The sequence below is a fragment of the Streptomyces sp. NPDC059010 genome, assembly GCF_042740355.1.
Classification (GTDB): Bacteria; Actinomycetota; Actinomycetes; order Streptomycetales; family Streptomycetaceae; genus Streptomyces.
This window is the reverse complement of the sequence record NZ_JBHYJA010000005.1, coordinates 69,794-93,424: the sequence shown is the minus strand read 5'-3', so window position 1 is coordinate 93,424 and position 23,631 is coordinate 69,794. Positions and strand designations below refer to the sequence as shown.

18 protein-coding genes are annotated in these 23,631 nt (G+C 73.3%); 1 reads left to right on the top strand and 17 read right to left on the bottom strand.

The genetic code is table 11. From position 1 onward, the window contains the following. Positions 1–119: 119 nt before the first annotated feature. The 17 genes from ACFWYS_RS06735 to ACFWYS_RS06655 all read right to left on the bottom strand — a co-directional run bounded on the left by ACFWYS_RS06735 (position 120) and on the right by ACFWYS_RS06655 (position 22,451). The gene (locus ACFWYS_RS06735; RefSeq protein WP_384764341.1) at positions 120–2,657 is read right to left on the bottom strand and encodes a hypothetical protein; all 2,538 of its coding nucleotides are present in this window, start codon (positions 2,655–2,657) and stop codon (positions 120–122) included. 39 nt (positions 2,658–2,696) lie between these two features. Further along, complete coding sequence (locus tag ACFWYS_RS06730; protein ID WP_384764338.1) at positions 2,697–4,610, bottom strand: DUF6519 domain-containing protein; 1,914 nt, start codon at positions 4,608–4,610, stop codon at positions 2,697–2,699. A 33-nt stretch (positions 4,611–4,643) separates the two neighbouring features. After that, a complete protein-coding gene (locus ACFWYS_RS06725) occupies positions 4,644–5,225 on the bottom strand; it encodes a hypothetical protein (protein ID WP_384764336.1) in 582 nt (193 codons plus the stop codon). A gap of 51 nt (positions 5,226–5,276) precedes the next feature. Further along, on the bottom strand, positions 5,277–8,297 hold the full coding sequence (locus tag ACFWYS_RS06720) for a phage tail protein (protein WP_384764333.1): 3,021 nt from the start codon (positions 8,295–8,297) through the stop codon (positions 5,277–5,279). Beyond that, entirely contained in the window at positions 8,294–9,790 is a 1,497-nt protein-coding gene (locus ACFWYS_RS06715; protein ID WP_384764330.1) for a putative baseplate assembly protein, read from the bottom strand. Before ACFWYS_RS06715 ends, ACFWYS_RS06720 begins: the two co-directional genes overlap by 4 nt. A 15-nt stretch (positions 9,791–9,805) precedes the next feature. After that, positions 9,806–10,186, bottom strand: a complete 381-nt coding sequence (locus ACFWYS_RS06710) for a GPW/gp25 family protein (RefSeq protein ID WP_384764328.1) — start codon at positions 10,184–10,186, stop codon at positions 9,806–9,808. Beyond that, positions 10,183–10,599 carry a hypothetical protein gene (locus ACFWYS_RS06705; protein ID WP_384764325.1) on the bottom strand — a complete coding sequence of 139 codons (417 nt, stop codon included), beginning with the start codon at positions 10,597–10,599 and terminating at the stop codon, positions 10,183–10,185. Before ACFWYS_RS06705 ends, ACFWYS_RS06710 begins: the two co-directional genes overlap by 4 nt. Positions 10,600–10,619: 20 nt before the next feature. Next, positions 10,620–11,222 carry a phage baseplate assembly protein V gene (locus ACFWYS_RS06700; protein ID WP_384764322.1) on the bottom strand — a complete coding sequence of 201 codons (603 nt, stop codon included), beginning with the start codon at positions 11,220–11,222 and terminating at the stop codon, positions 10,620–10,622. A 35-nt stretch (positions 11,223–11,257) separates the two neighbouring features. Continuing rightward, a complete protein-coding gene (locus ACFWYS_RS06695) occupies positions 11,258–12,376 on the bottom strand; it encodes a phage late control D family protein (RefSeq protein WP_384764319.1) in 1,119 nt (372 codons plus the stop codon). Then, positions 12,376–12,693, bottom strand: a complete 318-nt coding sequence (locus tag ACFWYS_RS06690; protein ID WP_384764316.1) for a hypothetical protein — start codon at positions 12,691–12,693, stop codon at positions 12,376–12,378. Before ACFWYS_RS06690 ends, ACFWYS_RS06695 begins: the two co-directional genes overlap by 1 nt. A gap of 2 nt (positions 12,694–12,695) precedes the next feature. After that, positions 12,696–13,259 (bottom strand): hypothetical protein, encoded by a 564-nt coding sequence (locus tag ACFWYS_RS06685; protein WP_384764313.1) that lies wholly within the window; start codon positions 13,257–13,259, stop codon positions 12,696–12,698. A gap of 19 nt (positions 13,260–13,278) precedes the next feature. Continuing rightward, positions 13,279–15,312 carry a hypothetical protein gene (locus tag ACFWYS_RS06680; RefSeq protein ID WP_384764310.1) on the bottom strand — a complete coding sequence of 678 codons (2,034 nt, stop codon included), beginning with the start codon at positions 15,310–15,312 and terminating at the stop codon, positions 13,279–13,281. Positions 15,313–15,512: 200 nt separating this feature from the next. After that, complete coding sequence (locus ACFWYS_RS06675; RefSeq protein WP_384764307.1) at positions 15,513–16,343, bottom strand: hypothetical protein; 831 nt, start codon at positions 16,341–16,343, stop codon at positions 15,513–15,515. Beyond that, positions 16,340–16,801: a phage tail protein gene (locus ACFWYS_RS06670; RefSeq protein WP_384764304.1), complete on the bottom strand. Its 462-nt coding sequence runs from the start codon at positions 16,799–16,801 to the stop codon at positions 16,340–16,342. Before ACFWYS_RS06670 ends, ACFWYS_RS06675 begins: the two co-directional genes overlap by 4 nt. A 27-nt stretch (positions 16,802–16,828) precedes the next feature. After that, entirely contained in the window at positions 16,829–19,243 is a 2,415-nt protein-coding gene (locus tag ACFWYS_RS06665; protein WP_384764301.1) for a hypothetical protein, read from the bottom strand. Between the two features lie 33 nt (positions 19,244–19,276). Next, the gene (locus tag ACFWYS_RS06660) at positions 19,277–21,103 is read right to left on the bottom strand and encodes a hypothetical protein (RefSeq protein WP_384764298.1); all 1,827 of its coding nucleotides are present in this window, start codon (positions 21,101–21,103) and stop codon (positions 19,277–19,279) included. A gap of 70 nt (positions 21,104–21,173) precedes the next feature. Next, positions 21,174–22,451: a hypothetical protein gene (locus ACFWYS_RS06655; RefSeq protein ID WP_384764296.1), complete on the bottom strand. Its 1,278-nt coding sequence runs from the start codon at positions 22,449–22,451 to the stop codon at positions 21,174–21,176. 203 nt (positions 22,452–22,654) lie between these two features. Here ACFWYS_RS06655 and ACFWYS_RS06650 point away from each other — a divergent pair, with 203 nt between their 5' ends. After that, entirely contained in the window at positions 22,655–23,563 is a 909-nt protein-coding gene (locus ACFWYS_RS06650; protein WP_384764293.1) for an endonuclease/exonuclease/phosphatase family protein, read from the top strand. Positions 23,564–23,631 lie beyond the last annotated feature (68 nt).

The window sequence follows — 23,631 nt, the reverse complement described above, 5'->3', positions numbered from 1 at the left end:
CGAGCCCACCCACCCGCCCGGGCCCGCGGGGGGGCGCGGGGGGGCGGGCGCCCCGGACACCGGGCGGGCGGGGCCCCCCCGGGGGGGGGGGGGGGCGCCCCCCCCCCCCCCCCGAGGGTTCAGTCGTCGCTCCTCAGCAGCGCCTCCACATCCACGGGCCGCAGCAGCGTGCCGTCGACCGAGACCCGTACGACGGGGCGCTGGCCCTTCTTGTAGAGCACCACCCGCTCGTAGACGCCGTCCTCCCGGTGCGGGGGCGGCTTCTTGTCGACGATGTGCTCGAAGGAGCCGTTGCGCAGCTCGAACAGGACCGCGTGATCGTGGAACGGGCCGAGGCGCCGTTTGCGCGCGTCCCGTGGCGTGATCAGGACCCGCGCCGCCGCCAGGCCGCTCGGATGGGCCGCCGCCTTGAGCACGTCCACGCCGGTGACCTTCGGGTCCACCTTGAACGCGACGAAGGTCGAGGTCATCAGCCGTCGGTCGAAGTGCCCGCCGTCCTGGTCCTCGCCGTCGACGAAGAGCGTCCAGGTGTAGGCGCCGTCCAGGAACGCCCGGTTGAAGACGTTGGTGTAGTTGCCGTCGCCGTCGACGTCATGGAGTTCGTCCGTGCCGTCCTGGAAGATGCCGGCCGGCGGACTCGCATAGGGCCAGCGCTTCCAGCCGTTGGCGCGCATCAGGGCCCGGACCATGGCGGTCCTGGGGTCCGGCGGATCCTCCCCCGTCGGCTCGGCCTTCTCGTAGCGGGGCGCGAACGTGGCGAGTTCCTCGCCGTACGCCGCCTCCGGGGCCTCCAGGACGGCGCGCACCCTGGCGCCGCGCACGGGCGCGCTGTCGTGCCGGATGCGCACCGTGAGCTTCATCGGATCGCCGGTGCGATAGACCGGCTTGTCGAGGACCAGGTCGGCCTTGACGTGCAGGTCCTCGTAGGCGAGGACGTCCGTCGCGGGCAGCGGCCGGGGGGCGGGCGGTGTCCCGGCACGGTGGATGACGCGCCACTCGATCGGTCCCTGGACCCCGAGACCCTGGACATGGGGCAGTAGGACCGCCCGGTGGTCGGGACAGATACGTGGGTTGAAGCCCTGGACAGTGAAGGCGCCTGATCCGAAGGGCCGGATAGCCACCTCGATCTGACCGGTGTTCACCAGCACCGCGAAGACCAGCCTTTCCGCGCTGCCGCTCGTGGCGAAGTACACGGCGTTCGCCGTGGCCGGCGGCGCGCCTGGGTCGGCCACACCGGAGGGTGGCTGAGTGCCGGTCTGCAGCGGATTGGCCTCCTGTGCCGCGCCCAGGACGTGCCCGAACAGACCGGCGAGCTGGCTCGGGTCGACCGTGGTGAGGAAGTCACCGGCCACGGAGGTGGTCGCCTTGAGATGGTTCAGCAGCGCCAGATTCGCGGTGCTGCCCAGCCCGACCAGGAACAGGCTCATCCGGTTGTCGACCGCGGCACGGCGGCCCTGGGAGCGCGCCACGGCCAGGGGAATCTGCCCCGGCCCGAGTGGGTCGGGGCCGGTCTCGACGACCCCGGCGTTGGCGTATCCGTCGGTCATCAGCACCACGGTGAACTTGGCGTCGGGATGCGGCCCTTCGTCCGCCAGCACGTCCATGCCCTTCATCAGGCCGTCGCCGATGGGGGTGCAGGCGCCGGGTTGCCCCAAGCCCAGACCGCAGATCTGGGCATCGGCATCTACCAGCTTGCTCAACGGCAGGACGCTCTGGATCCGTGCCGAGGGCGGTGGTCCGTGCCGGAAACACTTCTCGTCCTCGAAGACGACGATCCCGACCCGGTCGTCCCCGTGCACGCCTTCCCGCATGCCGATGAACAGGTGGGTGAGGAGCTTCGCGGCCGCTGTCGCGTTCTCCCACCGCAGTTCCTCCTGCATGCTGCCGGAACGGTCCAGCACGAGCACGAGCTGCTGGGGGCGGGGCTTGATGGTGAGCGGGGCCGCGGGTGACGTACCGCTGAGCACGGTGCCGGAGACATCGGTGTCGACGCGGAGCGTCACCGACGTGGACACATCGCCGTAGACCCCGGGCAGCAGGACGGTGCTGATCTGCTGGTGTGCCGGAAGGTCGTTGATCGCGATGGTCCCGGTGTGGTTCCAGGTGTACGTGAGGGACGGCGGCGCGGGCGGGAGGCCGGGGACTCCGGTGGCGCGCACCACCGTGTTCTGGGCAGCGTCGGCGGCGACGAGCTGGAGCTGCGTCTTCTCCGGCGCCGTGGCGGCGAAGGGCGCCTGCCGCACCACCGGGTCGCACACGAGCTGGGTCACGAAGACGCCGGGCAACTCCAGCCCGAGGGCCCAGTCCTGGGGTGCCGTGGACGACACCGTGAGCGTCCATCGCTCGTCGACCGCTCCGAGGCCGCTGACGTCCCTGATGTTGCAGTTGATCTCGGTGGCGGACCGGGACACGATGACCTCCCGGTCGGGCACGCTCGTGTCCGAACCGGTGACCAGGTGCAGGGGCACGCTGATCCCCGTGGGGACGTGCTTGAGGCGGGCGACCAGGCCGGGCGTGCCGTCCGGACGGATCAGGTTGACGTACCGCGGCTCGGGTTCGGCCGGCAGATCCAGGGTGAAGTCGGCGACGAGCCCTCGGGAGTCCGTGATCGTATAGCTGGACTGGCCCGCACTCGCGGGCAGAATGCCGGGTGCCATGGACAGGCTCCTTTCGGCGGGACGGATTTTGACATGTCGTCAGATGGAGACGACGAACCTCTTCGCGAACAGGTCGAAGTTCCCCAGCCGGTTGCTCATCCAGAAGAGCCAGATGCCCTGGCCCGGGACGTACAGCGGGTGCGGGCGTATCTCGGTGGAGGACGCGGCGATCAGCCGCCGTGGCTGGCCCCACTCCTTGGTGTCCGCGCTCCGCCGGCGCAGCAGAATCTCCGAGAGGCCGCCCACGGAACGGTTGGAGACCAGCCAGACCGTCCCGTCCGGCTCCCGCACGGCCGCCGGGTTCGACTCCTGGGCGTCGGTGCCGGGCAGGTTGGCCACCGTCTGGAAGCCGCCGGCGGCGAACGTGACGGTGCGCAGCCCGGTGGGGTCCTTCCAGAAGACCAGGGCCTCGGGCGCGTTGACCGGACCGCCGCCGTCCAGGACGAACGGCGTGCTCACGTCGGAGGCGCCCAGCGCGGTGACGCCGCGTCCCTCCGAGGCCGGGGTGTACCGCATCAGATGCAGCTGATTGGTGCTGGAGCACACCGCCCAGACCTGGTCGCCCGCGGCGACCGCCATGTGCGACTCACGCTTGTCGGAACTGACGGTCGTGCTGCGGGGCGCGGTGTCCGGAAAGGTCCCGGTGGTGTGCTGGTAGCGGCGGAAGAAGAAGCCGCCGGTTCCGGAAGCGGGCTGCTGATGGAAGAGGAACACGACGAAGGCGCCGGCGACCACGGCCTGCACGGCTGTGTCGGCCACACCGGCGGTCGCGGACACCGGCGTCTCGGCGGCGCCGGCGAGGTCCGCGAGACGCCCCCGCTTCATCACCACATCCGTGCCCTGCGCCCCGTCCTGGCCGGTCTGGTAGGCCAGCAGCAGGTCTTCTCCCGGCAGGGCCAGCGCCGTGGACCTCAGGTGCGGGCCGCCGCTCGTGACCGCCTGGACGGGGGAGAAACCGCCGGACACGTCGTCCAGCCGCAGCCGGGAGGCGACGACCTGGGTGGTCCCGCCGACCCGCGGCGACTCCCAGGTGGCCACCAGGCCACCGGTGCTGTCCAGGACGAAGCCGCGCCGGACGTCGTCGACGTCGGGTGCCGGGGAGACCGCGGTGTCGGGTGTGCTCGGCAGCTCACCGGCCAGCAGCGCGTTCACCGCCTCGCGCAGGGAGATGGGCGGGCGCCCGGCGCCGCGGCGGTAGGCGTCCGGTTCGACGCCGAGGGTGTCGGCGAGCAGCTGGCCCGTCGGCAGATGAAGCCCACGCGGCCGGCGGTCCTCCACGTCGGTCTCGTTGATCGCGTCCACCCCGGCGCGTCGGTGCAGGAGCGCGAGCAGCAGGTACGAGTGTCCCGGCAAGGCTTCGCCGGGCGGCGGAACGGTGGCGCCGGGCCGGACCCGGACCGCCCATTCCCGGCGCATCCGCGCGCAGCTCTCCACACCCAGCCCCGGATGGACCAGTTTTGTGCCGCCTTCGTCAGGGCTGACCAGGCGTTCCCACACATCGAGGTAGACGGCGTGCGGCCCGTCCGCGACGGGTGCGAGCTCGGCGATGACCGGTACGCCCAGCCGTGCGGCCTCCTGCGCGGCGCCCGGCTGCCTCTCGTGCAGGGCCTGTTCGGTGTACTTGAGGGCGCGGGGCAGCAGAACGTCCAGGCCGTCGACGATGATCCGGCCCACATGGTCGAGGGCTTCACGCTCCTCGGAGGTGCCGGAGGGCGCTACGGGCACGCCGGTGAGCAGGTGGAAGTCGTTGGTCAGGCCGCCGGCGACCCGGAACCCGTCGTTGCCGTACGGGACGCCGTCCCCCACGTACCACTTGAGGAAGGCGCGCAGCTCGAACTTCCGGACGTCGTCCAGCTCGTTCCAGTCGGCGTCGACGATGGGCACGCCCTGCTGGAGGCGCACGTTGACGTAGGAGAGGAGCGGATTGAACGTGCTCCGGGTGATCGCGGCCATGGGCTGCTCCTGGGTCCGGTGCGGCGGTCGGTGTCAGAACGTCAGCCAGACGGTGCGTTCGAGCGTGCTCGCCGGGTCCTTCGCGATCGCCGGATGGGTGCGGTAGTTGATGAGGACGCTGGTGCCGTTCAGCCGGGCGACGAGGCCGAACTCGCGCAGAGAGCCGGTGGTGTGCCCGCTCGCGGTGTCGGGCCAGGGCGGGACGCCGGGGCCGAGAACCGCCCGGATCTGCAGGGTGCGGGTGGGCGACGCGGTCACCGCGCCGCTGAGCGGGTCGACGAAGTCCAGGAGCAGCTGGTCGCGTGGTACGAGGTGCGGCTGCGGGTCGACCAGGGCGCTCTGGTCGGGTGAGGGGGCGGGTGGGCCCGGCGGCGTGTCCCAGGCGGGCAGGCCCGCGCCGACGCGCAGGCCCACCAGCCCTTCGGTGGTGCCGGGCGCGCCGCGCAGGAACGCGGCGAGCAGACGGCGGCAGTCACCCACGATCACGTTCGAGCAGGGCCCCGAGTCGAGCACCGTCCGCCCGTCCGCGGCACGCAGCACGTCGCGGAAACGGCCGTACGGGTGATCCGGGACGCGGGGCGTCGGCCGTACACCCGGCCGGTCTTGGTCGTCCATGGCCACTCCTGTCGTTGACGGTGTGATGCCGGCGCCGGGGCGTTCGCCCTCTCATCTCGGTGGTGGTCCATGGCTGCGGAAGCGCACGGTTGCGGCGGGGCGGGCGGGATCGGCGCTGGTGCCGCCGGCGGCCGGGTCGGGCGGTGGCGGCTGGGCGGGGACGGCGGAGTGCAGGGTCGTCCAGCCGGGCAGCGTCACGGCCGACGCGTCCCCGGCCGCGGGCGCCCGGTCGATGTCGGGGTGGCGGTCCCGGTGCCGGTCCTCGGGTCCCGCACCGCCCGGGTAGGCCTCGTCGACGTCCGGAGGTGGGGCGTGGACGACCACGACCCGGGTGTTCGCGGGGACGAAGCGGGTGGCGACGGTCCGCAGCCGCTCCATCCTGCGGTCGTCCAGGGCGTCCGGTACGGGGTCCACCAGATGCAGGCCGATGGTGCCGCGCGTGTACAGCTCGTCGTCCCGCAGCGGAGCGCCGGGCGCCTCGCCCTCGGGACGGTGCGGGGTGTAGGCGAGCAGGTCGTCCCAGGCCCGGCGGGTCTGGAGGCGGGCCCGGTCGCCGAGGTCCACGGAGGTGGTGCCCGCGTGGCGGCGCAGGGTGCCCGCGCTGGTGGCGGAGGCCCGGCCGGTGCGGGCGAGGTCGACGCCGCGGTCGCTGCGGTACAACAGCCAGGAGGTGCCGGCGGCGGAGGGCAGGGCCACCGGCCGGCGGTCGGCACTCGGTCCGCCGGTGATACGGGCCGGCGGGCCGGCGGCCGTCGTCACCCACAGGTCGGCTCCGCCCTCCCGGTCGGAGCGGAAGTACGCGCGCGGTGTGCCGTCCGCGGCGAGTGCGAGTGCCGGTTCGCGGTCGCCTGTGGTGCCGGGGGGCGGTGTGCTTCCGAAGGCCGTCTCCGGACTCCAGGTTCCGGCGGTGTCACGTGTCCTGCGGCGCAGCGACCAGCCGTTGCCCGGCGTCCCCTCGGCGGCCCAGACGACGTGCAGGTGCCCGTCCGTCGCGCGCACCAGGGTCGGTTCACGGCTGCTGCGCACCCCGCCGGTCAGTGCCTGGTCGCCGCTCCAGGCAGCGCCGTCGAAGCGGACGGCGCGGATCTGCCAGGCCCGTCCGTCGTGCCGGGCGTAGCAGACGAGGGCCCCGGCGCCGTCCGGGGCGGCCACCGGATCGGCGAGCGGTCCGGCCGGTACGGCGGCGATGTCGGCCGCGGCCGCCCAGGCGGGGGCATCGCCGTCGGTGCCGGCTGCCTCGCAGTTGCCGGTGTGGAAGCCGAGCGCTGCGGCGGCCGGCCCGGACAGTGCGACGTCCACGCGGAGGCGGGCCTCGCTCCCGGTGGCGGTGGAGTCGAGCCGCAGCCGCTGCCCGGTGGCGGCCGAGGCGACGGCGACCGTGCCCAGGCGGAGGTTGAGCACGCGGACGACGTCGGACAGGCTCGGCGCGTCGGGGTCGGCGAAGTCGGAGCGGGCGAACGGCACTCCGCGTGCCCGGCCGAGGCCGTCGCGCAGGACGAGGACCGAGTCGTGCGGCACCGGCAGGGGCGCACTGCGGTCCCCGAGCAGGGTGGCGGGTGCGGGTTCGTGCAGTGTGCCCATGGCATGGCGCAGCCGGGCCGCATCGGTGCCGGGCCGCTCGACCCACACCAGCAGCAGCCTCGCGGGGCCGTCGGGTGCGGCGGGCGGCAGCGCCGCGACCGCGGGTTCCCCGCAGGGTGTGCGGGCGCCGGGCGGCCCGACGGGAAAGGACTCGCCCCAGCGTCCGGCCCGGAAGACCTTGCCGCGCAGCCGCGGGGTGCCGTCGGCGCTCTGGTTGGTGGCGTAGCAGACGAGGGCGGTGCCGGAACCGGTGTCGGCGACCGCGGGCCTGCCGGTGGGGGCGCCTTCCAGAGTCACCAGGGAGGCCGTTGCCGACTCCACTCCGAGGGCCGATCCCGCGCCCACGGCCTGCGAGCGCAGTTCCAGTCGTCGGTCGGGCAGGGACCGGGCGAGGAGTCCGGGGATGTCCCGGTCGAGGACGCGTGCCAGCTCCGTGGCGCTGACGGCGTCCAGGTCGGCGGCGTCGCCCGGCCGCAGCCGTACGGTGCGGGGGGCGCGGCCGTCGGCGGACACCGTCCACTCCATGCCGGGGCCCAGCCGGTACGGCCCGGGGTGGGCCGAGACCAGGACCGCGGCGGCGCCGGCGCCGCCTGCCGCCCGGTCGTTGCCCGGGCCGAAGCCCAGCACGGGGGCCGCGTCGTCCGCCGCCCGCCAGCCGTCGCCGGTCTCCCGGAGCGCGTACAGCATGCCGCCCGGCGCCGTGTTGCTGAGCGCGATGGACTGCGCGTACTCCGCGATCCTCGCCCGTCGCCCGGTGTAGCGGGTGACGATGGCCCGCAGACTGGGGGCGGTGCCCACGGTGCGGTACAGGGCGGGCGCGGCCCGGATCTCGCCACGGCGCAGGTGCACCGGAAGGGTCAGGTCGGTGTGCCAGCCGAGGAAGGCGCCGAGCAGGGGCAGGTACTCCTCCGGTGCGCGCTCGACGTCGTACAGGTCGGGCAGCGCCTCGGCGGTGCTGCGCATCAGGTCGAGGGGGGCGGCGGCAGCGGCCAGGAAACGGCGCAGCGGCCCGGTGCCGCGCAGGGCGGGCGGCAGGTCGCGCAGCGCGTCCCGGACGGCGGGCGGGAGCGCGGCGAGTTCCTCCGTGCCCGGCGGGCGGTCCTCGCGGCGGTGCACGGCGGGCAGCAGGTCGTAAAGGATCTCGCCGGTGCCGTGGTCGGCGGTGCACAGGGCGCTCGCGCGGGAGCCCGCTGCGGCGTGGTGGCGGCCGCCGTCCCAGGCGAACACCGTGTAGTAGTGCCGGCGGCCGGGCGGGGCGGCGAGGTCCTGGAAGTGGTCGGTCACGGGCCCGTCGTAGACGACGGTGCCGTCGTCGGGCGTCTCGGGGTGGGTGCGTTCGCGGCGCACGACCCGGACACCCAGCTGTACGGCGCCGTCGAGGAACGCCATGGCGGGCGGGTTCGTCCAGGTCAGGTCGATGCGGTGGCCCGCCGGGTGCGGAACGGCCCGGGTTTTGGTGGGTGTCTTGGCGGCTTCGGCCGGGACGCTCATCGCTCCACCCCGCCCCGTACGGTGAGCAGGATGGGCGGGTCGTATCCGGGGCGGGCGAGTTCGAAGGGGCTCAGGTCGATGACGCCGTCGGCGTCCACTCCCGCGCGTGGGTCGCGGCTGAACTGGGTGACGGTCAGGGAGGCGACCTGGGGCAGGCTCTGGGCGGCGTCGTAGACGCGGCTCAGGTAGAGCGGTTCGCCGAAGTCGACGCGGTCGAAGGCGAGCAGGTCGCCGACGGCCCGTTCGACGGCGGCCTTGACGTCGGAGTGCAGGAAGTACGCCTCGGCCCGCACGTCCGCCCGCAGGTACACGTCGACCGGTTCGGGGCCGAGGACGCGCAGGGTGGTGCCGACCATGCGGGTGCGCTCGAAGGCGGCGAGCAGGTCGCGGCGCAGGAGTTCGGACGGTTCGGTGACCCGCCCGTTGGGGGCCACGTGGAGCACGATCTCGTTCCAGCCGGTCGCCACGGCGCGTGCCTTGCCCACGCCCGGGGTGGCGAGGGCGAGTTCGACGTGGTCGTCCGCGGTGACGGCACGGCCCTGCGCGCGATGCAGCCGCGGGGCGAAGGCACGGGCCTGCTCCAGCGACTCGGCCGGGGTGCCCCCGGAGCCCCCGGCCGGGGCGACGGCGTCGCGCAGCCCCGGGAGGGACACCTCGAACGGGGTGCCTGGAGGCACGTTGCCGCCGGGACCGCCTCCGCTGCGGTAGGTGGCCAGTACCCGCACCGGGTTCTGGGTGGTGCCGCGGGGCGGGCGGGCCCCGTTCACGCCGTCGCCGAAGAGCAGCGTGGTCCGCCCCGACGCGTCCCGCTGGACCTGGAAGACGCGGTCGCCGGGTGCGGCGTCGGCGAGCGCGGAGGTCTCGTGCCACCGGGTGCTGCCCGCGGGTTCGGTGACGGTGACCCGGACCGTGCCCGCGATGACGGGGGCGCGGGCGAGCGGGTGGAGCTGGCCCGGGCCGCCGTCGGAGAGGCCGGTCTGCTCGTCGGTGACGGTGGTTCCGGCGACCGCGGGCAGGGGCGCGTAGCGGCGCACTCCCCCGTCGAGCACGGGTCCCAGGTCCTGATCGCCTATCACGACGGTGTGCGGGGTCTCGAAGCGCAGGCGCTCGCCGTCGCCGGTCGTGGTCTCGAAGGCGGTGCCTTCCGGGACGGTCAGCGGCAGCTCGTCGGTGGGGGCGTCGACACCCACCACGAGGTCGACGATCGCGGGGGCGGGCGGCCGCAGTTCGTGGCCCAGCAGACGGGCCAGCTGGACCAGCGCGGCGGGTTCGTCGCTGGTGGCGGGGAAGAGCTGGGCGGCGATACGGGTCTGGTAGTAGAGCGTGATGTCGCAGGCGTGGGCGAAGAGTTCGATGAGCAGCACGCCGAGGTCGTGCTCACTGCGGTCGGTCCACTCGGGCAGGGTGCGCGCCGCGATGTCCAGCATCGCCGTGCGCAGGGCGTCGTAGCCGAGGGCCGTGTAGTCGATGGGCTGCCCGCGTACCTCGCTCACCGTGGCATCGCCTCCTCACTCCGCCGCCAGCGGCAGCTCGAAGCGCTGCACGAGGCCCGCCGGGTCGGGGACGTAGTCGAAGGACACGACCAGTTGGTGGCCGTCGCGGCGCAGCCGGACCGGGGAGGTGAGGCGGGCCTCGGGGAGCCGGGTGCGTACGGCCTGTTCGATCTCGTGGGCGATGAGGGTGCGCAGCGTGCCGTCGTCGGGCTCCTGCAGCCGGTGCTGGACTCCGCCGCCGTAGTCCCGCAGCAGGACCCGCTCCCCCGGCCGGACGGACAGCAGGTGCCGCAGGTCGTCGGCGAGCTTCCCGGCGCCCGCGCGCCGGGCCACCCGCCCGCCTTCGATACGGAACGGGAAGGACATGCCGCCGAGCGGCCGGCCGGCGTCGTTCATCGGATGTGTCCCTTCTGCTGCTCCGGCACGGGGCCCGGGAACTGGCCGGGCAGCGGGACGTCGAGGAACGCCTGCCGGAACTGCTGGCCGGGGGTGTCGGCGGGGGCCCAGTTCTGGACGGCCTGACGCACGACCTGCTGCCAGGCGCGCAGGTCGGCGAGGTGGGTGATGACGGCGGCGGTCCAGGCCCAGAAGTCGGGGTCGTCGTCCTTCGTGGACAGGGGTTGGGCACGGACGGTGAGGATGGCGTGGACTCCGCTGCCCAGGGCCTCGAAGTTGGGCCGTACCCCGGGGTCGTCGACGTTGTCGCCCTGCGGGGGGTCCATGGCGTTCAGGCGTGCGCGCATGGCCGTCACCAACTCGTCAGTGCAGGCGGCGTGGTCGGGGCCGAGTCCGGTGGGGCCGGTGGCCATGGCGTGCTCCTCTCCGGGGGTCAGGCCAGGACGGTGGGGTTGCCGGGCAGGATCAGGGACACGGGTGCGCCGAGGTTGCCGATGCCCTGGTCGGTGAGGCGGGCGAGGGGCAGCGAGCCGTTGTTGAGCGTGATCTTCGGGCCGCTGATCGCCACGCCGTCCGCCGAGAGGCTGATGCTGGACGCCCCCGCCTTGATCGTCACGTTGCCCTTCGCCAGGACGATCTCGGCGGTCCCCGTCCCGTGCCGCACGGACGCCCCGTCCCGCGTGAACTTCACGGCATGTCCGTCGTGATGGGTCAGCGTGACCCCGTCCTTGTCATGCAGGTGCAGGGTGTGGCCCGCCTTGGTGAGCAGCATGCGGCCGGCGGGGGGCGGCTCGGGCCACTCGTCGGAGAGCTGCTGGACACCGGTCCACACCGGCAGCGTGGACTCGCCGCCCTCGAACTGGACCCAGACCTTGCATCCCTTCTCGGGCAGGAAGAAGACCCCGTACGGCAGCGCGGGCCTGGCCAGCACGGTGTCGTCCTCGAACAACGCCGGTACGGTGACGGTGAGTCGGCCGGCGCCCGCCGTGTTGTCCTTGACGAGGCCGCTGTAAATCCCGTAGTGATCGCGGGCCATCGGTCTGTCCCCCTGTCCCTTTCGGTCCGGTCCGGCTAGCGCACGCAGCGGAAGTCGGTCCGGTAGCCGTTGCCGTCGATGGTGTGGGTGGCGCTGCTGACGTACCACTGGCCCGCGAAGCGTGTGTGCACCCCGCGGATCTCCACGTTGGACTTGGCCCGCAGCCAGATGGTGCCGACCGTCGTACCGCTCGCCGTCATGCCGAGGCGCCTGGACTCCAACGAGCCGCCGGTGGAGTCGAGTTCGGCCTGGTCCCGGGCGACCGCGCCCACCTTCTTCCGGCGGGAGAGCAGCGTGCGCTGCAGTTCCTCCTTGCCTTTCGCCCCGGCCTCGTACAGGGCCTTCATGCGGGCGTGGTCGGCCGCGTTGACCCGGTCCCGCAGGTCGGTGGGGAGCGGCCAGAGGGCGACCTCGGCGGGCGGTGGCTGCGGGCTGCGTACCGTACGGCCCTCGTCGTCCAGGTCGTTGATCTCCTTGACCTGGTCGACGTAACCGGTGTCGAAGGCCGGGGAGAAGGACATGAGGTTGCTGTCCGGGCCCATGCGGTAGCGCAGGACGAGGGTGTCCGGCCGGCGCAGCCGGACGATGTGGCGCTCGGGGACGAAATAGAGCACCTCGCGGTCGCGCTCGTCGAGTTCCACGAAGCACTTGGCGTGGTGCCGGGTCGCGAGGTCCTGCAGGAAGGCGAGGTCGGTGACGCCCGCCTGGTGCTCCTCGACCACCTTCGGGTCCGGGACGAGGCGGGTCTCGACCGTGCCGAAGCGGTGCTCGTCCGCGACCTTCCTGACGATCGCGGTGACGGTGGTGTTCTTGAACTTGCGGTTCTTCTCGTCCAGGCCCATCACGATGGACCCGTCCTCGCCGTGCAGCCTGACGGTGGGGGCGCCGTTCTCCGGGTAGCCGGTCTCCACCTTGGTGATGAGGGCGCGCAGCATCAGGGCGTGCTGGCCGGTCTCGGCGTAGCCGAGGTCGATCTCGGCGTGGCAGCCCTCGATCAGGGCGTCGGCGTACGCCAGCCGGGGGTCGTTGACGGTGAGGGAGAAGTTGTCGGCCTGCCGGTCGTCCTCGACGACCTGGACGGAACCCACCCATGGCGTGATGTCCTGGCCCGCGACACGGACCGCGAAGTAGGGGGTGCGGGTGCGGGCCGCCATCAGAAGCTCCTGGTCCGCACGGCACGGGTGGCGGGCGCGGCGTCGGGCAGGCGCAGCAGGTCCCCGGGGGCGAGGTCGAAGGGGTGCAGCAGGGGGTTGGCGTCGAGGACGCGCCACCACAGGTGTGCGTCGCCGAGTGCGCGACGGGCGACGAGGTCGACACGCTCGCCGTGCCGGACCCGGTGCACGCGGTCGCCGGGCAGGGCCGGGGCGGGCTCGGCGATGTTCAGGGCGAGCACGCGCCGGGTCCGGCCGTCGGGGCCGGCGGTCTCAAGGATCGGCGCTCCGGTGAACCGGGAGCCGGGGTCGGCGGGCATGGTCAGGCTCCTGAGGGCGGCGGGACGGGGTCGTACGGCGTGGTCTCGGTGAGGGTGAGCTGGATTTCGGCGCGCAGCGGGGCGAGATCCGCGGTGAAGAGCTGCTCGGTGATGGAGACCTCGGTGACCAGGCACTCCAGGACGCGGTCGCCGTAGACGAAGCGGCAGTCGGGCGGGGCCTCGAACAGGTGCCGCTGCGCGGTGTACAGGCCGGTGAATCCGGTCCGGGACGTCTTGGCCTCGGGCCATCGCCCGGTGCGCGGATGGACGAACGCGCGGTACTTGGCGAGTTCGGGTCCGATGCCGCCCGCCTCGTCGCGCTCGATGAGCGGATCCGGTGGGCGGTCGGGGGCGCCGTTGACGAGCACCGTGAAGGAGATGGTGCGGTCGCCGCCGCCGGTGTACTGGTGCAGCGGCAGCAGCGTGCCCGGGGCGGTGAGGGCGGCGTAGGAGACGGACCGCTTGTCGGTGAGGGTGGCCGGGTTGTACTGGAAGCGGACCTGGAGATCCGGGCTGACGCCCACGGCGACGAGCAGCCCGCGCCGGGGGGTGGCGGGAAGGGTCATCGGCGCCTCCTCGGGCCTCTCATGCCGGGGCCGACGGCAGTCCGCCGGTGCGGAAGTCCTGGGTGGCGCGCAGCGCGTCGAGCTTGACCTGGAGCTGCGCCACGATGTCGTCGGTGAGCAGCCGGGCGGAGTCGGCCTCCAGGCGCTCGGCCTGTACGGTGACGCTGAGCCCGGTGATGTTGACGGACTGGTCGACGGTCTGTGGAGCACCGGGGGCCGCGGCGGCGAGCATGCCGCCGGGGGCGAGCGGACCGGAACCGGCGGGCCTGGCGGGGCGGGCCGTTCGCGGTGCGGCAAGGAGCGCTGGCCCCGCCAACGCGAGCGGGCCGGTGCCGGGCGGGCCGCCGAACGGTCCGAGGCCGGCCTCTCCGGTGAGGGCGTCCCAGGCGCCGCCGATCGCGTCGCCGACGGTGTCGCCGATCCCGCCGAAGAAGTCCCCGATGGCACCGCCCGCGTCGAGGGCCAGATCCCGGATGCCGCCGAGCACGTCGAGGAAGCCCCGGCCCAGGTCGCTGACCTTCTCCAGGACGCCGCCCAGGCCGCCGACGACGGTCGCGAGGGAGGCGAGGGGGCCGGCGACCGCGGTGAGGATGGCGGCGAGGGCGGCCAGGAAGCCGAGGATGAGCAGCATGCCGCCGATGAGCTTGAGGAACTGCTCACCGGTGAGGTTGGCCAGCAGGGCGATCAGGCTGCTGAGCCCGGTGAGGAAGGTGCCGAGCCCGTTCGCCGCATCCACGGAACTCTTGGACAGGGTGCCGAGGGCCAGGCCCAGCAGCCAGACGAACCCGGCGATCGCGGCGAAGCCGACGCCGATCTTCCACATGTCCTCGTCCTTGACGGCGGCCAGCGCCTGCATGAGGGGCGTGATGGCGTCGAAGAACTGCCCGAGCCCCGGCACCACTTTGGCGATGTCGTCCTTGAACGTACGGAACGCGTACCCCAGCCCCGCCGTGAACGCCGCGATCGCCGCGAACCCCACGACGATCCGCTTCACCTCCTCGTCCTTCAGACCCGCCAGAGTCGTCATCAGCCCGGAGATCGAGTCGAAGAACTTCGCCAGCCCCGGCAGGAGTTCGTCGATCGCGCCCTTGAACGCCCGGAACGCCCATCCCAGCGCGAGCGTGAACCCGGCGATCGCCACGAAGCCGGCGGCGATCCTCTTCAGATCGTCGGCCTTGAACCCGGCCAGGGACTGCATCAGCTTGACGATCGCGTAGAAGAAGGGCAGCAGCCACTGAACGACCGGTTTGATGTCGGTGGTGAACTGCTGGAACGCCTCGCCGAGGCCGGCGACGAAGCGGTCGATCGCCCAGAAGCCGAGCCCGATCTTGAGCAGTTGCTCCCAGTCGAACCCGGCCAGCGTGTTCATCAGGTGGACGAGGGAGACGAGCAGCAGCGCGACGGCGACCGCGGCCACGATGGACCGCTTGCCGAACAGCGCGAGGGCCTCGGCGACCCCGATCAGGAACAGGATGATCACCGTCAGCCCGGCGGCCAGCAGCACGAGCAGTCCGAGCAGCTTCCACAGGTCGACACCGTCGAGGAGACCGCCGCCCTGGACGACGACGTCCACGCCGCCGAACACGTTGATGCCCTGGAGGAGGAGGTCGTGGATCGCCTCCAACAACGCGACGGCGGGGACTCCGAGGTGCCACAGCGAGTCGTCGATGCGGGCCAGGCCCGCGATGATGTCGTGCAGGTGGATGTGGGAGCGGGTGTCCAGCCACTGCATCAGGCTCAGGAGAGGCAGGAATTTGCCGAGCAGGGCCCAACTGAAAGCGGAGAAGGCCGTGATGGCGGCGATCTCGATCAGCAGATCCTCGTTCATCACCTGCACACGCAGCCGGGACTGCCGCGTCTGGCCCAGACCGTCCACCAGGTCCTGGGTCATCAGCCGCAGCGCACCGCCGAGTTCCTTGAGCCGGTCGTCGATGCTTTCGAGCGGCGGGCGCACGAACTTGATCAGCCCGTCGCTCACATACGCCCCGACGATCCGCGCACTGGAGTCGGTGAGTGCCAGGGACAACGGCAGGACGCCCTCCACGGCCCGCACCTCCTCTCCGTCCGCGGGATGTCAGCTCCGGCCCGCCCTGCGGGCCCGTTCCACTTCCTCACGCTGTTCGGCGAGCACATCGGCCAGCAGCCGTACGTAGGCCCGCCGTTCGTCCAGATCGAGTCCCATCGCCTCCGAGTAGCTCCAGTGCAGGTGGTAGCCGAGCGCGAAGACCTCCTGACGCAGGCGGTCCGGCCCGGCTACGTAGGGGTGAAGAAGCCCTCCAGGTCCACCGCGGTGCGGATCAGCCGCCCGCAGTCGGCGCAGTCGATCTCCCGGCTGAGGTCGAGACCCGGCATGCCGTCGCGGAACGCCTGCTCGATGCGGCCGCGGTCGGGCATGGTCAGGTCGCTGACGAGCCGGGTGCCGAGGGCTTCACGGCGTGCGTCCGGCATCCGCTCGCCCTGCTCGTCGGCCACCTGGGTCAGACAGCGGGTGAGCAGCGCGTTGGTGCCCCGGGAGGGGTTCTCGCGGGCGGCGCCGGCGACCTTCTCCTCGTCCAGGCCGGTGGGCAGGCGGAAGGTCAGCCTGGTGTACCAGGTGCCGCCGGTGCGGTCCTCGTAGCCGTCGGCCAGGTCCACGGTGATGGTCAGCGCTCCGGCCGCGTCCCCGCGCCGTACGGGGAAGCCCTCAAGGTCCTCCAGGGCCGTGGTGGTTCCGTGGCAGGAGGGGCAGGTGTAGTGGGCGGTCAGCTCGCTGCCGAAGGTGATCTTGCGCAGCTCCAGCAGGAGGTAGTTGCGGTCGGGCGAGGTGAGCGCGGCGACGGTGCGGTGCGGCACGGGCTCGATCTCGCCGAGCCGGCGCAGGCAGGACGTGAGCAGCTCGGTGACCAGCTTTCCGCCGTTGGCGCGCAGCCTGCGGTCGGCGAGCAGGGCCTCCTCGTGGCCGGTCATCTTGCGCAGGACGGCGGCCCGGTGGAGCCGGCCGTCCTCGTCGAGGTGGCCGACGGGCAGCTCGGTCTCGTGCTCGCGCGTCCTGCGGCCGGCGGGCGAAGGGGCTGCGTCAGCTCCGGCGGGGACGGTGGCGGTCATGCGACACGCTCCATGCCGTCGTGGGCGATCTCGATGATCTGCTTGAACAGCCCGGCCGAACCGGCCTCCAGATCGCTGAACTTGGAGGAGATCACCCACGCCCCGTAGACCGCGAAGCGCATGACCTCTTGCTGGTTCTCGGTCTTGACCACGGCCATGTTGCGCCGCACCGACGAGCCCGCGGACGCACCGTTGAGCCGGAACATCTCGGAGAACCAGTCCTTGAAGTAGGTGTCGAAGCGGCTGCCGTCGACGTTGCGCTCCAGCACCAGGTTGTCGAACTTGACCACCTGGCTGGAGATCTTGTGCACCACCTGGCTGCCGCTGTCGGGCTGTTCGAGGACCTCCGTCGTGCCCTCGCCGAGTCCGGTCACCTTGGTCACCGGGCACTGGGTTCCGTCGATCTCGACCAGGAATCCGTGGGTGCGGTAGGACTCCTGGAAGGTCAGCTCGGACATGGTGTCGTCTCTCCCTTGTGTGGCCGGTCAGTTGTCCGCGGCCGTGGCGGCGCTGTCCTGCTGGCCGACGACGACGAGGATCGATTCGGCGGGTGTGGACGGGAAGAACAGGACCTCCACGGTGAACAGCCCGGCCTGCACGTCGGCGGGCGGGTTGTTCCCGGCGTCGCATTTCACGCTGAAGACCTGGTCGGCGGGGCCCGGGCCGAACGCGCCCTGCCGCCACAGCCCCAGCAGGAACGGCGTGACCACGGTGAACCGGACGTTGCGGCGCAGCTGGTCCGTGTTCGGCTCCTGGACGACGAAGGTCAGTCCGTCGCGCAGGGACGCCTTCACGAAGTTGAACAGCCGCCGCACCCCGACGAACAGCCAGCGGGTGTCGGTGGACAGGGTCCGGGAGGCGTCGATCACGATGCCCGCGCCGGGCACGGCCCGGATGCCGTTGACCCCGCCCTCGCGCACCAGGTCGGTGTGGTCGCGGTCGGTCATGTCGTACTGCACGCCGAGCGCGTCGGTCAGCCGGGCCTCGGTCCCGGCCGGTGCCTTCCACACGCCGCGCGCGTCCGCGATCCGTGCGTAGACGCCGAGCACCTGGCCCACGGGCGGGATCCGCAGCAGGGGCCGGGCGGCGGCGGGATCGGGGTCGAGGACGTCGATCCACGGGGCGTAGAGCGCGCCGAAGACCTTGCGTCCGCGCAGGGCGGCGGCGTAGGCCTTGGCGCCCTCGCGGTCCGCATCGCGGGGGACGGTGCCGACGAACATGGCGTCGCCGCGCCGCTCGCAGTGCGCGAGGCAAGCCGCCACCACGCCGACGGAGGTGGTCTCCGGGCACGCCAGCAGCTGGATGGGGACATCGGTGAACGCCTCAAGGCCGGTGCGCCGGACGGGGTCGCCGGTGAAGTCGGCGTCGGTGGGCGGGGCCCCGTCGGAGCCCTGCGTGGCGCCGGTCGCGCCGAGCACGAAGGTGCCGGCCGCCGGCAGGTCAAGGCCCGGTCCCGAGGCGCTGTCGAGGTCGGTGACCGTGATGTACGCCGATCCTGAGGCCGGGTCGTTCACCACGGCTTCGGCGTAAGCCTCGTGGGTGTCGGACATGGACAGCGCCGAGAACCGTTCGACCTCGGTGCCGCCGCGCCCCACCACCAGGTCGAACTCGGTGCTGCTGATGCGCGCGGCGGGCGCGGGTACGGCCGGGAGGGCCGGAGTGGGGTCCCAGGCCAGCAGCCGCCAGCTCTCGGAGACGGCGGTGGCGGTGCGATGGTGCTCGGCTCCGGCGACGGGGACGGCACCGCTCAGGCCCAACGCGGTACGGGCGTCGGTGACGCCGGCGGCGGGCGCGTCGACGGCGATGGTGGAGCCGGTGCCGTAGCGCGCGGACAGCAGCACGAGGTGGTTGTCATGGGTGAGTTCGGCGGTGAAGGCGCGGGCCTGGCGGTTGACGGCGGCGGCGAGTTCGGCGGCGGTGACGGCGGCCGGATCGGCGAAGTCGGCGTTGCCGAAGCGGATGGTCTCCCCCGGTGTCGTGCCGTCCACGACGACCTCGACGGCCGATCTGTCGGGCACCGTCGCCGTCGGCGCCGCGGCGGCCCGCACATGCCCGCGGACGGCGATGCGCAGCGCGGAGCCGGTGCCGAAGCCGCTCGCCGTGTCCACCATCACGGCGGTGGTTCCGGCGGCGAGCGCGGCGTCGCTGCTCGCCGCGCCGGCGGTGAAGTCGAAGGGGGCGGGCGCGGTCACGACGAGTCGGGTCCAGGCGCCGGGCGTGCCGGGTGCGGCGGCCAGGGCCAGCCGTCCGCCGGGGGCGACGGCCGCGCGGACGGCGGTGGTCTGACGGTTGACCGCGCGGGCGGCCTCCTCGGCGGAGGCGGTGCCGATGGCGGCGAAGTCGGCGGCCCGGAAGGCGACCGTGATCGTGCTGGTGGAGCCGCGGGTGGTCAGCTGGAGCTGTGCCGTGTCCCCGTCGGCGAGGGCGTAGGGCTCGCCCTTCGCCGCGATCACCTGCGCGGGCACGGCGGACGCGCCCCGGGGGTGGTCCTCGACGGTGACGGTGAGGCCGTTGCCCCAGGTGCCGGGGTCGGGGCTGCCCCGCGTCCCGGCCCTGATCCGCAGGGTGGGCAGCGGTGTGGCGGCGCGGTCGGCGAGGACGGCGGTGGCGGGCCGGGCTCCGGCGCCGGTCACCCGCACCACGTAGGCCTCCGAGCCCCCGTTGTCGAAGTAGCCGCGCACGGCGTGCGCTCCGTAGGCACGCGGCAGGGTCGCGGTGCCGGGCACGAAGGTGCCGAAGGCGGCGGTGAAGTCGGCGAAGCCACGCACCTTGACCGGCCGGTCGGCGACGCCTCGCTCGGCTCGCACCAGGATGCCCGCGACGGAGACCGGTGCGGCGGGCACGGCCGGGGCCGAGCGGCCGTCCGTCTCCACGACGGTGACGCCGATGTCTGCGGCCATCGCACTCTCCTCCCTCTGTCAGGGCTCGGTCTGTCAGGCCTCGGTCGCGCTGGAGCCGCCGGGCTGCTGCCCCACCACGATCCGTACGGTCTCGGCGGGCCGGGCGGCGTACAGGTACACCTCCAGCCGGAAGATGCCGCGGGCGACATCGGCCGGCGGGTTGTTCTCGGCGTCGCACTTGACGGTGAACACCTGGTCCGGCGGGTCGGATCCGAAAGCGCCCTGCCGCCACAGCCCGAGCAGGAACGGCGTGACCACGGTGAACTTCACCATCTGCCGCAGCCGGTCGTCGTTGGGCTCCTGCTGGGCGAAGGTCAGCCCCTCCCGCAGGGAGGACTTCACGAAGTTGAACAGCAGCCGGACGTTGACGAACTGCCAGCGCGGGTCGGCGGACAGGGTCCGGGAGGCGGCGACGACGATGCCGCGGCGGTGCAGCGGGCGGATCCCGTTGACGCCGCCCAGGCGGACCAGGTCGGTGTGCTCGCCGTCGCTGAACGCGGCGGCCACGTCCAGGGCGCCGCGCACCTGGGCGGCGTCCCCGGCGGGCGCCTTGTGCACGCCGCGTTCCTGTTCGGTCCGCGCGTACACGCCCATGACATGGCCCTCGGGCGGGACGAAGCGGGCCGGGGCGGGGCCGGTGCCGGCCGGGTTGTCGACCAGGATCCAGGGCGTGTACAGGGCTCCGTAGACCTTGCTGCCCCGCAGGGCTGCCGCGTAGGTACGGACGGTCTCGACGTAGTCGCTGACGGCCTGGGAGTAGTCGGCGGGGCTGCGCGGGACGGTGCCGTCCGGTGCGCCGCGGTCGGGCGGGGAACCGACGTAGAGGCAGTCGCCGCGGGCGGCGCAGTAGTCCAGCGCGGCGCGGGCGACCGAGCGGCGCGCGGCGGTGGGGAGCAGGTGCGCGTCGGGTACGGCGAGCAGTTGCACGCGGGTGGTGTCCAGGGCGGACAGGCCGGTGCGGGCGGCTGCCGCACCGATGAGGTCCCCGGCCCCAGGCGGCTGTTCGGCGGCCGCGCCGAGGGCGGCGCCGGAGACCACGGCGGGGCTGTCGGCGCCCGGCCGGGCGCCCGTGGTGAGGTCGGTCAGCAGGAGGTAACGCGAGCCGCTGACCGGGTGGTTGAGCCGGTCGGGCGCGTAGCCGGGGGCGTCGGACTCCATGCTCAGCCCGGTCCACTCCTCGACCACGGACCAGGGCGCGGTCGGCCGCTCCCGGTAGCGCACGTCGAGCCGGAACTCGGCGGTGGTGACGGCGGCTCCGGCGGGCAGGGCGGTGCCGAGCGCCCCCGACCAGGTGACGGTCGCGGTGGCCGGGTCGACGTCGGTCAGCTTGCGGTGCAGGGGCGTCACACCGGTCGGCGGGAAGCGCAGCACCGTGCCCGGGGCGAGGCCCGCGGTGGACTCCAGCCGGGCAGCGGTGTCGCCGGCCGCCACCGCCGTGGCCAGCCGGGTGCTGCCCCGTGGATCGTCCCGTACGTCGACCCGCAGCGCCTCGCCCCACAGCCCGGGATCCGGGGATCCGCGGTATCCGGCCGTGACGCGCAGACAGGCGGCGGGCGGTGACTGGCGGTCGGTGAGCGTGGTGGAGGCCGCGGTGGTGCCGGGACCGACGACCCGCACGACGTGGGCCTCGCGCCCACCGTTGCGGAAGAAGCCGTCCAGCGCGTGCCAGAGGTAGCCGTCGGAAACCGGTCCGCCGAAGCGGGCGGCCGCCTGTTCGGGGGCCGAGACCCGTACGGGGCGGTCGGGCACCCCGCGCCGGGTGCGGCCGACGAAGGCGGCGACCGAGGTCGGCGCGGCCGGCAGGGCCGGGGCGGCACGGCCGTCGGTCTCCTCCACGTTGATGCCCACCTGCAGCGGCATGGGCGGTCTCCTTCCACGTCGTGCCCGGTTGCGTCCTCGGGCGGCGTACGGCGGTCCGGGGGGCCGTACGTCACCTCCTCCGGCGCCCCGTCACCTCCTGGCCGTGGGGTGCGTCGGCCGGTGCGACGCGGATGCCGATCTCGCGCACCCAGGGCATCTCGCGCCGCGGGCCCGTCTCGGTCCAGGTGCCGATCCGCACCACGACGGGTGCCGGCACGCCCCGGTCCCGGGTGTCGGGGACCGGTGCCGGTACGACCCACAGCGGCAGATACCGGCCGCCGGCCCGCAGCCCCCGGTCGGGGACCAGTCTGCGCAGCACCGCGGCCCGGACGACCAGCGACTGCTCCCGGTCCCGGGCGGCGGGCAGCAGCCGGTACTCGGCCAGCACCGGCCGGGCAGGCGGCCGTACGGCGCACGTGGTGCCGTCGGCCCGGCGCCGGAAGCTGTCGCGCTGGACGGCGGGACCGGCCCGCTCCGGGTCGTCTCGCAGGTCGCTCAGCTCCACCAGGAGCACGGGGTCGGGCAGCGCGTCGGCGGCGGCCGGGCCGTCCAGCGGCGCTTCCTCCACCACCACGGGAACCTGCACGGAGAGCGTGGCGCCGGGGCCGACGGGGGTGCGCAGCGGGTGGGTGGGATCCAGCGTGAGCCGGGTCTCGTCCGCCGTGTCGTCGTGGACGGCGGCGATCACGTCGTAGGACTGCGGTGTCCCGCCCGTGCCGGGGTCGACGAGGATCCGGTTGCGGGCGCGCAGCCTGCGCCGGACGGGCGAGAGCCTGAGTTCGGTGCCGCCCGCTGCGGCCGGGCGCAGGGGCAGCCGGTGGGCTCCGGGCAGCGGGACGGGTTCGGCCAGTACGGCGACGAGGGCGGACTCGGCGGCGACGAGCGGTTCGTCGCCGATCGCGAGCAGTTCGTCGAAGGACATCTCCAGCGGCTGGTCCGTCAGGCAGCGCAGCGTGAGTCGGGTGATGGCGCCGCGCCGGTCCCGGTCGATGCCGAGGTGCCGTTGTTCCCAGGTGCCGGGGCGGGCCGCCGGCAGCAGCCAGCGGTGCTCCTCGCCCGGGGCGTCGGCGGCGTCGGTGTAGCCGAACTCGGCGAGGAACGGCCGGCCGGCGGTGCCGTCGGCGGGCTGGTCCGAGCGGATCCACAGGCGCAGTTCACCGGCGCCGCTCAGGTCGAGTGGGGCGCCCGGCACGAATTCGGCCCGTGCTCCGCCGGCCGCGGCACGCGCGCTCAGGTGTATCGCGGGCGTACCGCTCGGCGTGTCGTCGGCCGGGACCTGGGTGACGGCCAGCAGGGTGGGCGCGGTCGACACCCACGGCTGGTCGAACCCGTGCACGACGACGTCCATGGCGCCCCTCCCCCTCGCCGGCTACCGCGACGCCGGCCACGCTAGGGCGCCCGGCGTCACGGGGCCGTTACCGGAAGGCCCCGCCGGTTCCGGCCCAACTCCCGTGCGGATGAAGGCCGTCGGGCATGAACGCCCCCTCGGGTTGGGAAGCCACCCCTCATCTCCTCGCTCTGTCCGTTCCGGTACTCGACGAAGGAGCCCCTGTGCCGAACCACAGCCGAGTCACGCGCCGTCTGGGCCTCAGGATCGCGTTGGCCGCCGCGGTCACCGCGCCCCTCTCCAGCGCAGCACTGCCCACCTCCGCGGCCTCGGCGGGCGAGCGTCCACCCCGCCGGCATCTCCAGGCCATGTCCTTCAACCTGCGGTTCGCGAGCACCACGGAGCCCAACAGCTGGACCGTGCGCAGACCGGTGATGCGCGAGCTGCTGCGCCGCGAGGCCCCGCACGTCATAGGCACCCAGGAGGGCCTCTTTTCGCAGCTGCTCGACATCGACGCCGACCTCGGCCCGCGCTACGACTGGGTGGGCACCGGCCGTCTGCACGGCAGCCGCGACGAATCCATGGCCGTCTTCTACGACTCCCATCGACTGCGCCCGACCGAGTACGACCACTTCTGGCTCTCCGACGCCCCGGATGCGATCGGCTCCAACACCTGGGGTGCCGCCTTCCCCCGTATGGTCACCTGGGTCAGATTCCGTGATCTGGCCGACGGCGGGCGGGAGTTCTACGTCCTGAACACCCACTTCGACCATGTCAGCCAGTTCGCCCGGGTGCGCAGCGCCCGGCTCATCGCCGAGCGGATCGCCGGGTTCGACCGCTCGCTGCCGGTCGTGGTGACCGGTGACTTCAATGTCGCCGCCCACAAGAACGCGGTGTACGACACCCTGCTCGGTTCCGGTCTCGTCGACACCTGGGACACCGCGCGCGAGCGCAGTGCGCTGTACGGGACCTTCCACGGCTACAAGCCGCTGAAGCCGAACGGCGACCGCATCGACTGGATCCTGAGCACGCCCGGCGTCACGGCGCACCGGGCGGTGATCAACACGTTCGCCGAGAACGGCCGGTTCCCGAGCGACCATCTGCCCGTGCAGGCGTTCCTGAGCCTGGGATGACACGAGGCCCCGCCCTGCCGCCGGGGCGGGGAGTGGGGGGCGCGGGGGGGGGGGGGGGGGTCTCCCGC

Bases quoted from the DNA above. Each gene is read 5' to 3' on its own strand.
- ACFWYS_RS06735 (WP_384764341.1), bottom strand. From the start codon at position 2,657: ATGGCACCCGGCATTCTGCCCGCGAGTGCGGGCCAGTCCAGCTATACG.
- ACFWYS_RS06730 (WP_384764338.1), bottom strand. From the start codon at position 4,610: ATGGCCGCGATCACCCGGAGCACGTTCAATCCGCTCCTCTCCTACGTC.
- ACFWYS_RS06725 (WP_384764336.1), bottom strand. From the start codon at position 5,225: ATGGACGACCAAGACCGGCCGGGTGTACGGCCGACGCCCCGCGTCCCG.
- ACFWYS_RS06720 (WP_384764333.1), bottom strand. From the start codon at position 8,297: ATGAGCGTCCCGGCCGAAGCCGCCAAGACACCCACCAAAACCCGGGCC.
- ACFWYS_RS06710 (WP_384764328.1), bottom strand. From the start codon at position 10,186: ATGAACGACGCCGGCCGGCCGCTCGGCGGCATGTCCTTCCCGTTCCGT.
- ACFWYS_RS06705 (WP_384764325.1), bottom strand. From the start codon at position 10,599: ATGGCCACCGGCCCCACCGGACTCGGCCCCGACCACGCCGCCTGCACT.
- ACFWYS_RS06700 (WP_384764322.1), bottom strand. From the start codon at position 11,222: ATGGCCCGCGATCACTACGGGATTTACAGCGGCCTCGTCAAGGACAAC.
- ACFWYS_RS06695 (WP_384764319.1), bottom strand. From the start codon at position 12,376: ATGGCGGCCCGCACCCGCACCCCCTACTTCGCGGTCCGTGTCGCGGGC.
- ACFWYS_RS06690 (WP_384764316.1), bottom strand. From the start codon at position 12,693: ATGCCCGCCGACCCCGGCTCCCGGTTCACCGGAGCGCCGATCCTTGAG.
- ACFWYS_RS06685 (WP_384764313.1), bottom strand. From the start codon at position 13,259: ATGACCCTTCCCGCCACCCCCCGGCGCGGGCTGCTCGTCGCCGTGGGC.
- ACFWYS_RS06675 (WP_384764307.1), bottom strand. From the start codon at position 16,343: ATGACCGCCACCGTCCCCGCCGGAGCTGACGCAGCCCCTTCGCCCGCC.
- ACFWYS_RS06670 (WP_384764304.1), bottom strand. From the start codon at position 16,801: ATGTCCGAGCTGACCTTCCAGGAGTCCTACCGCACCCACGGATTCCTG.
- ACFWYS_RS06665 (WP_384764301.1), bottom strand. From the start codon at position 19,243: ATGGCCGCAGACATCGGCGTCACCGTCGTGGAGACGGACGGCCGCTCG.
- ACFWYS_RS06660 (WP_384764298.1), bottom strand. From the start codon at position 21,103: ATGCCGCTGCAGGTGGGCATCAACGTGGAGGAGACCGACGGCCGTGCC.
- ACFWYS_RS06655 (WP_384764296.1), bottom strand. From the start codon at position 22,451: ATGGACGTCGTCGTGCACGGGTTCGACCAGCCGTGGGTGTCGACCGCG.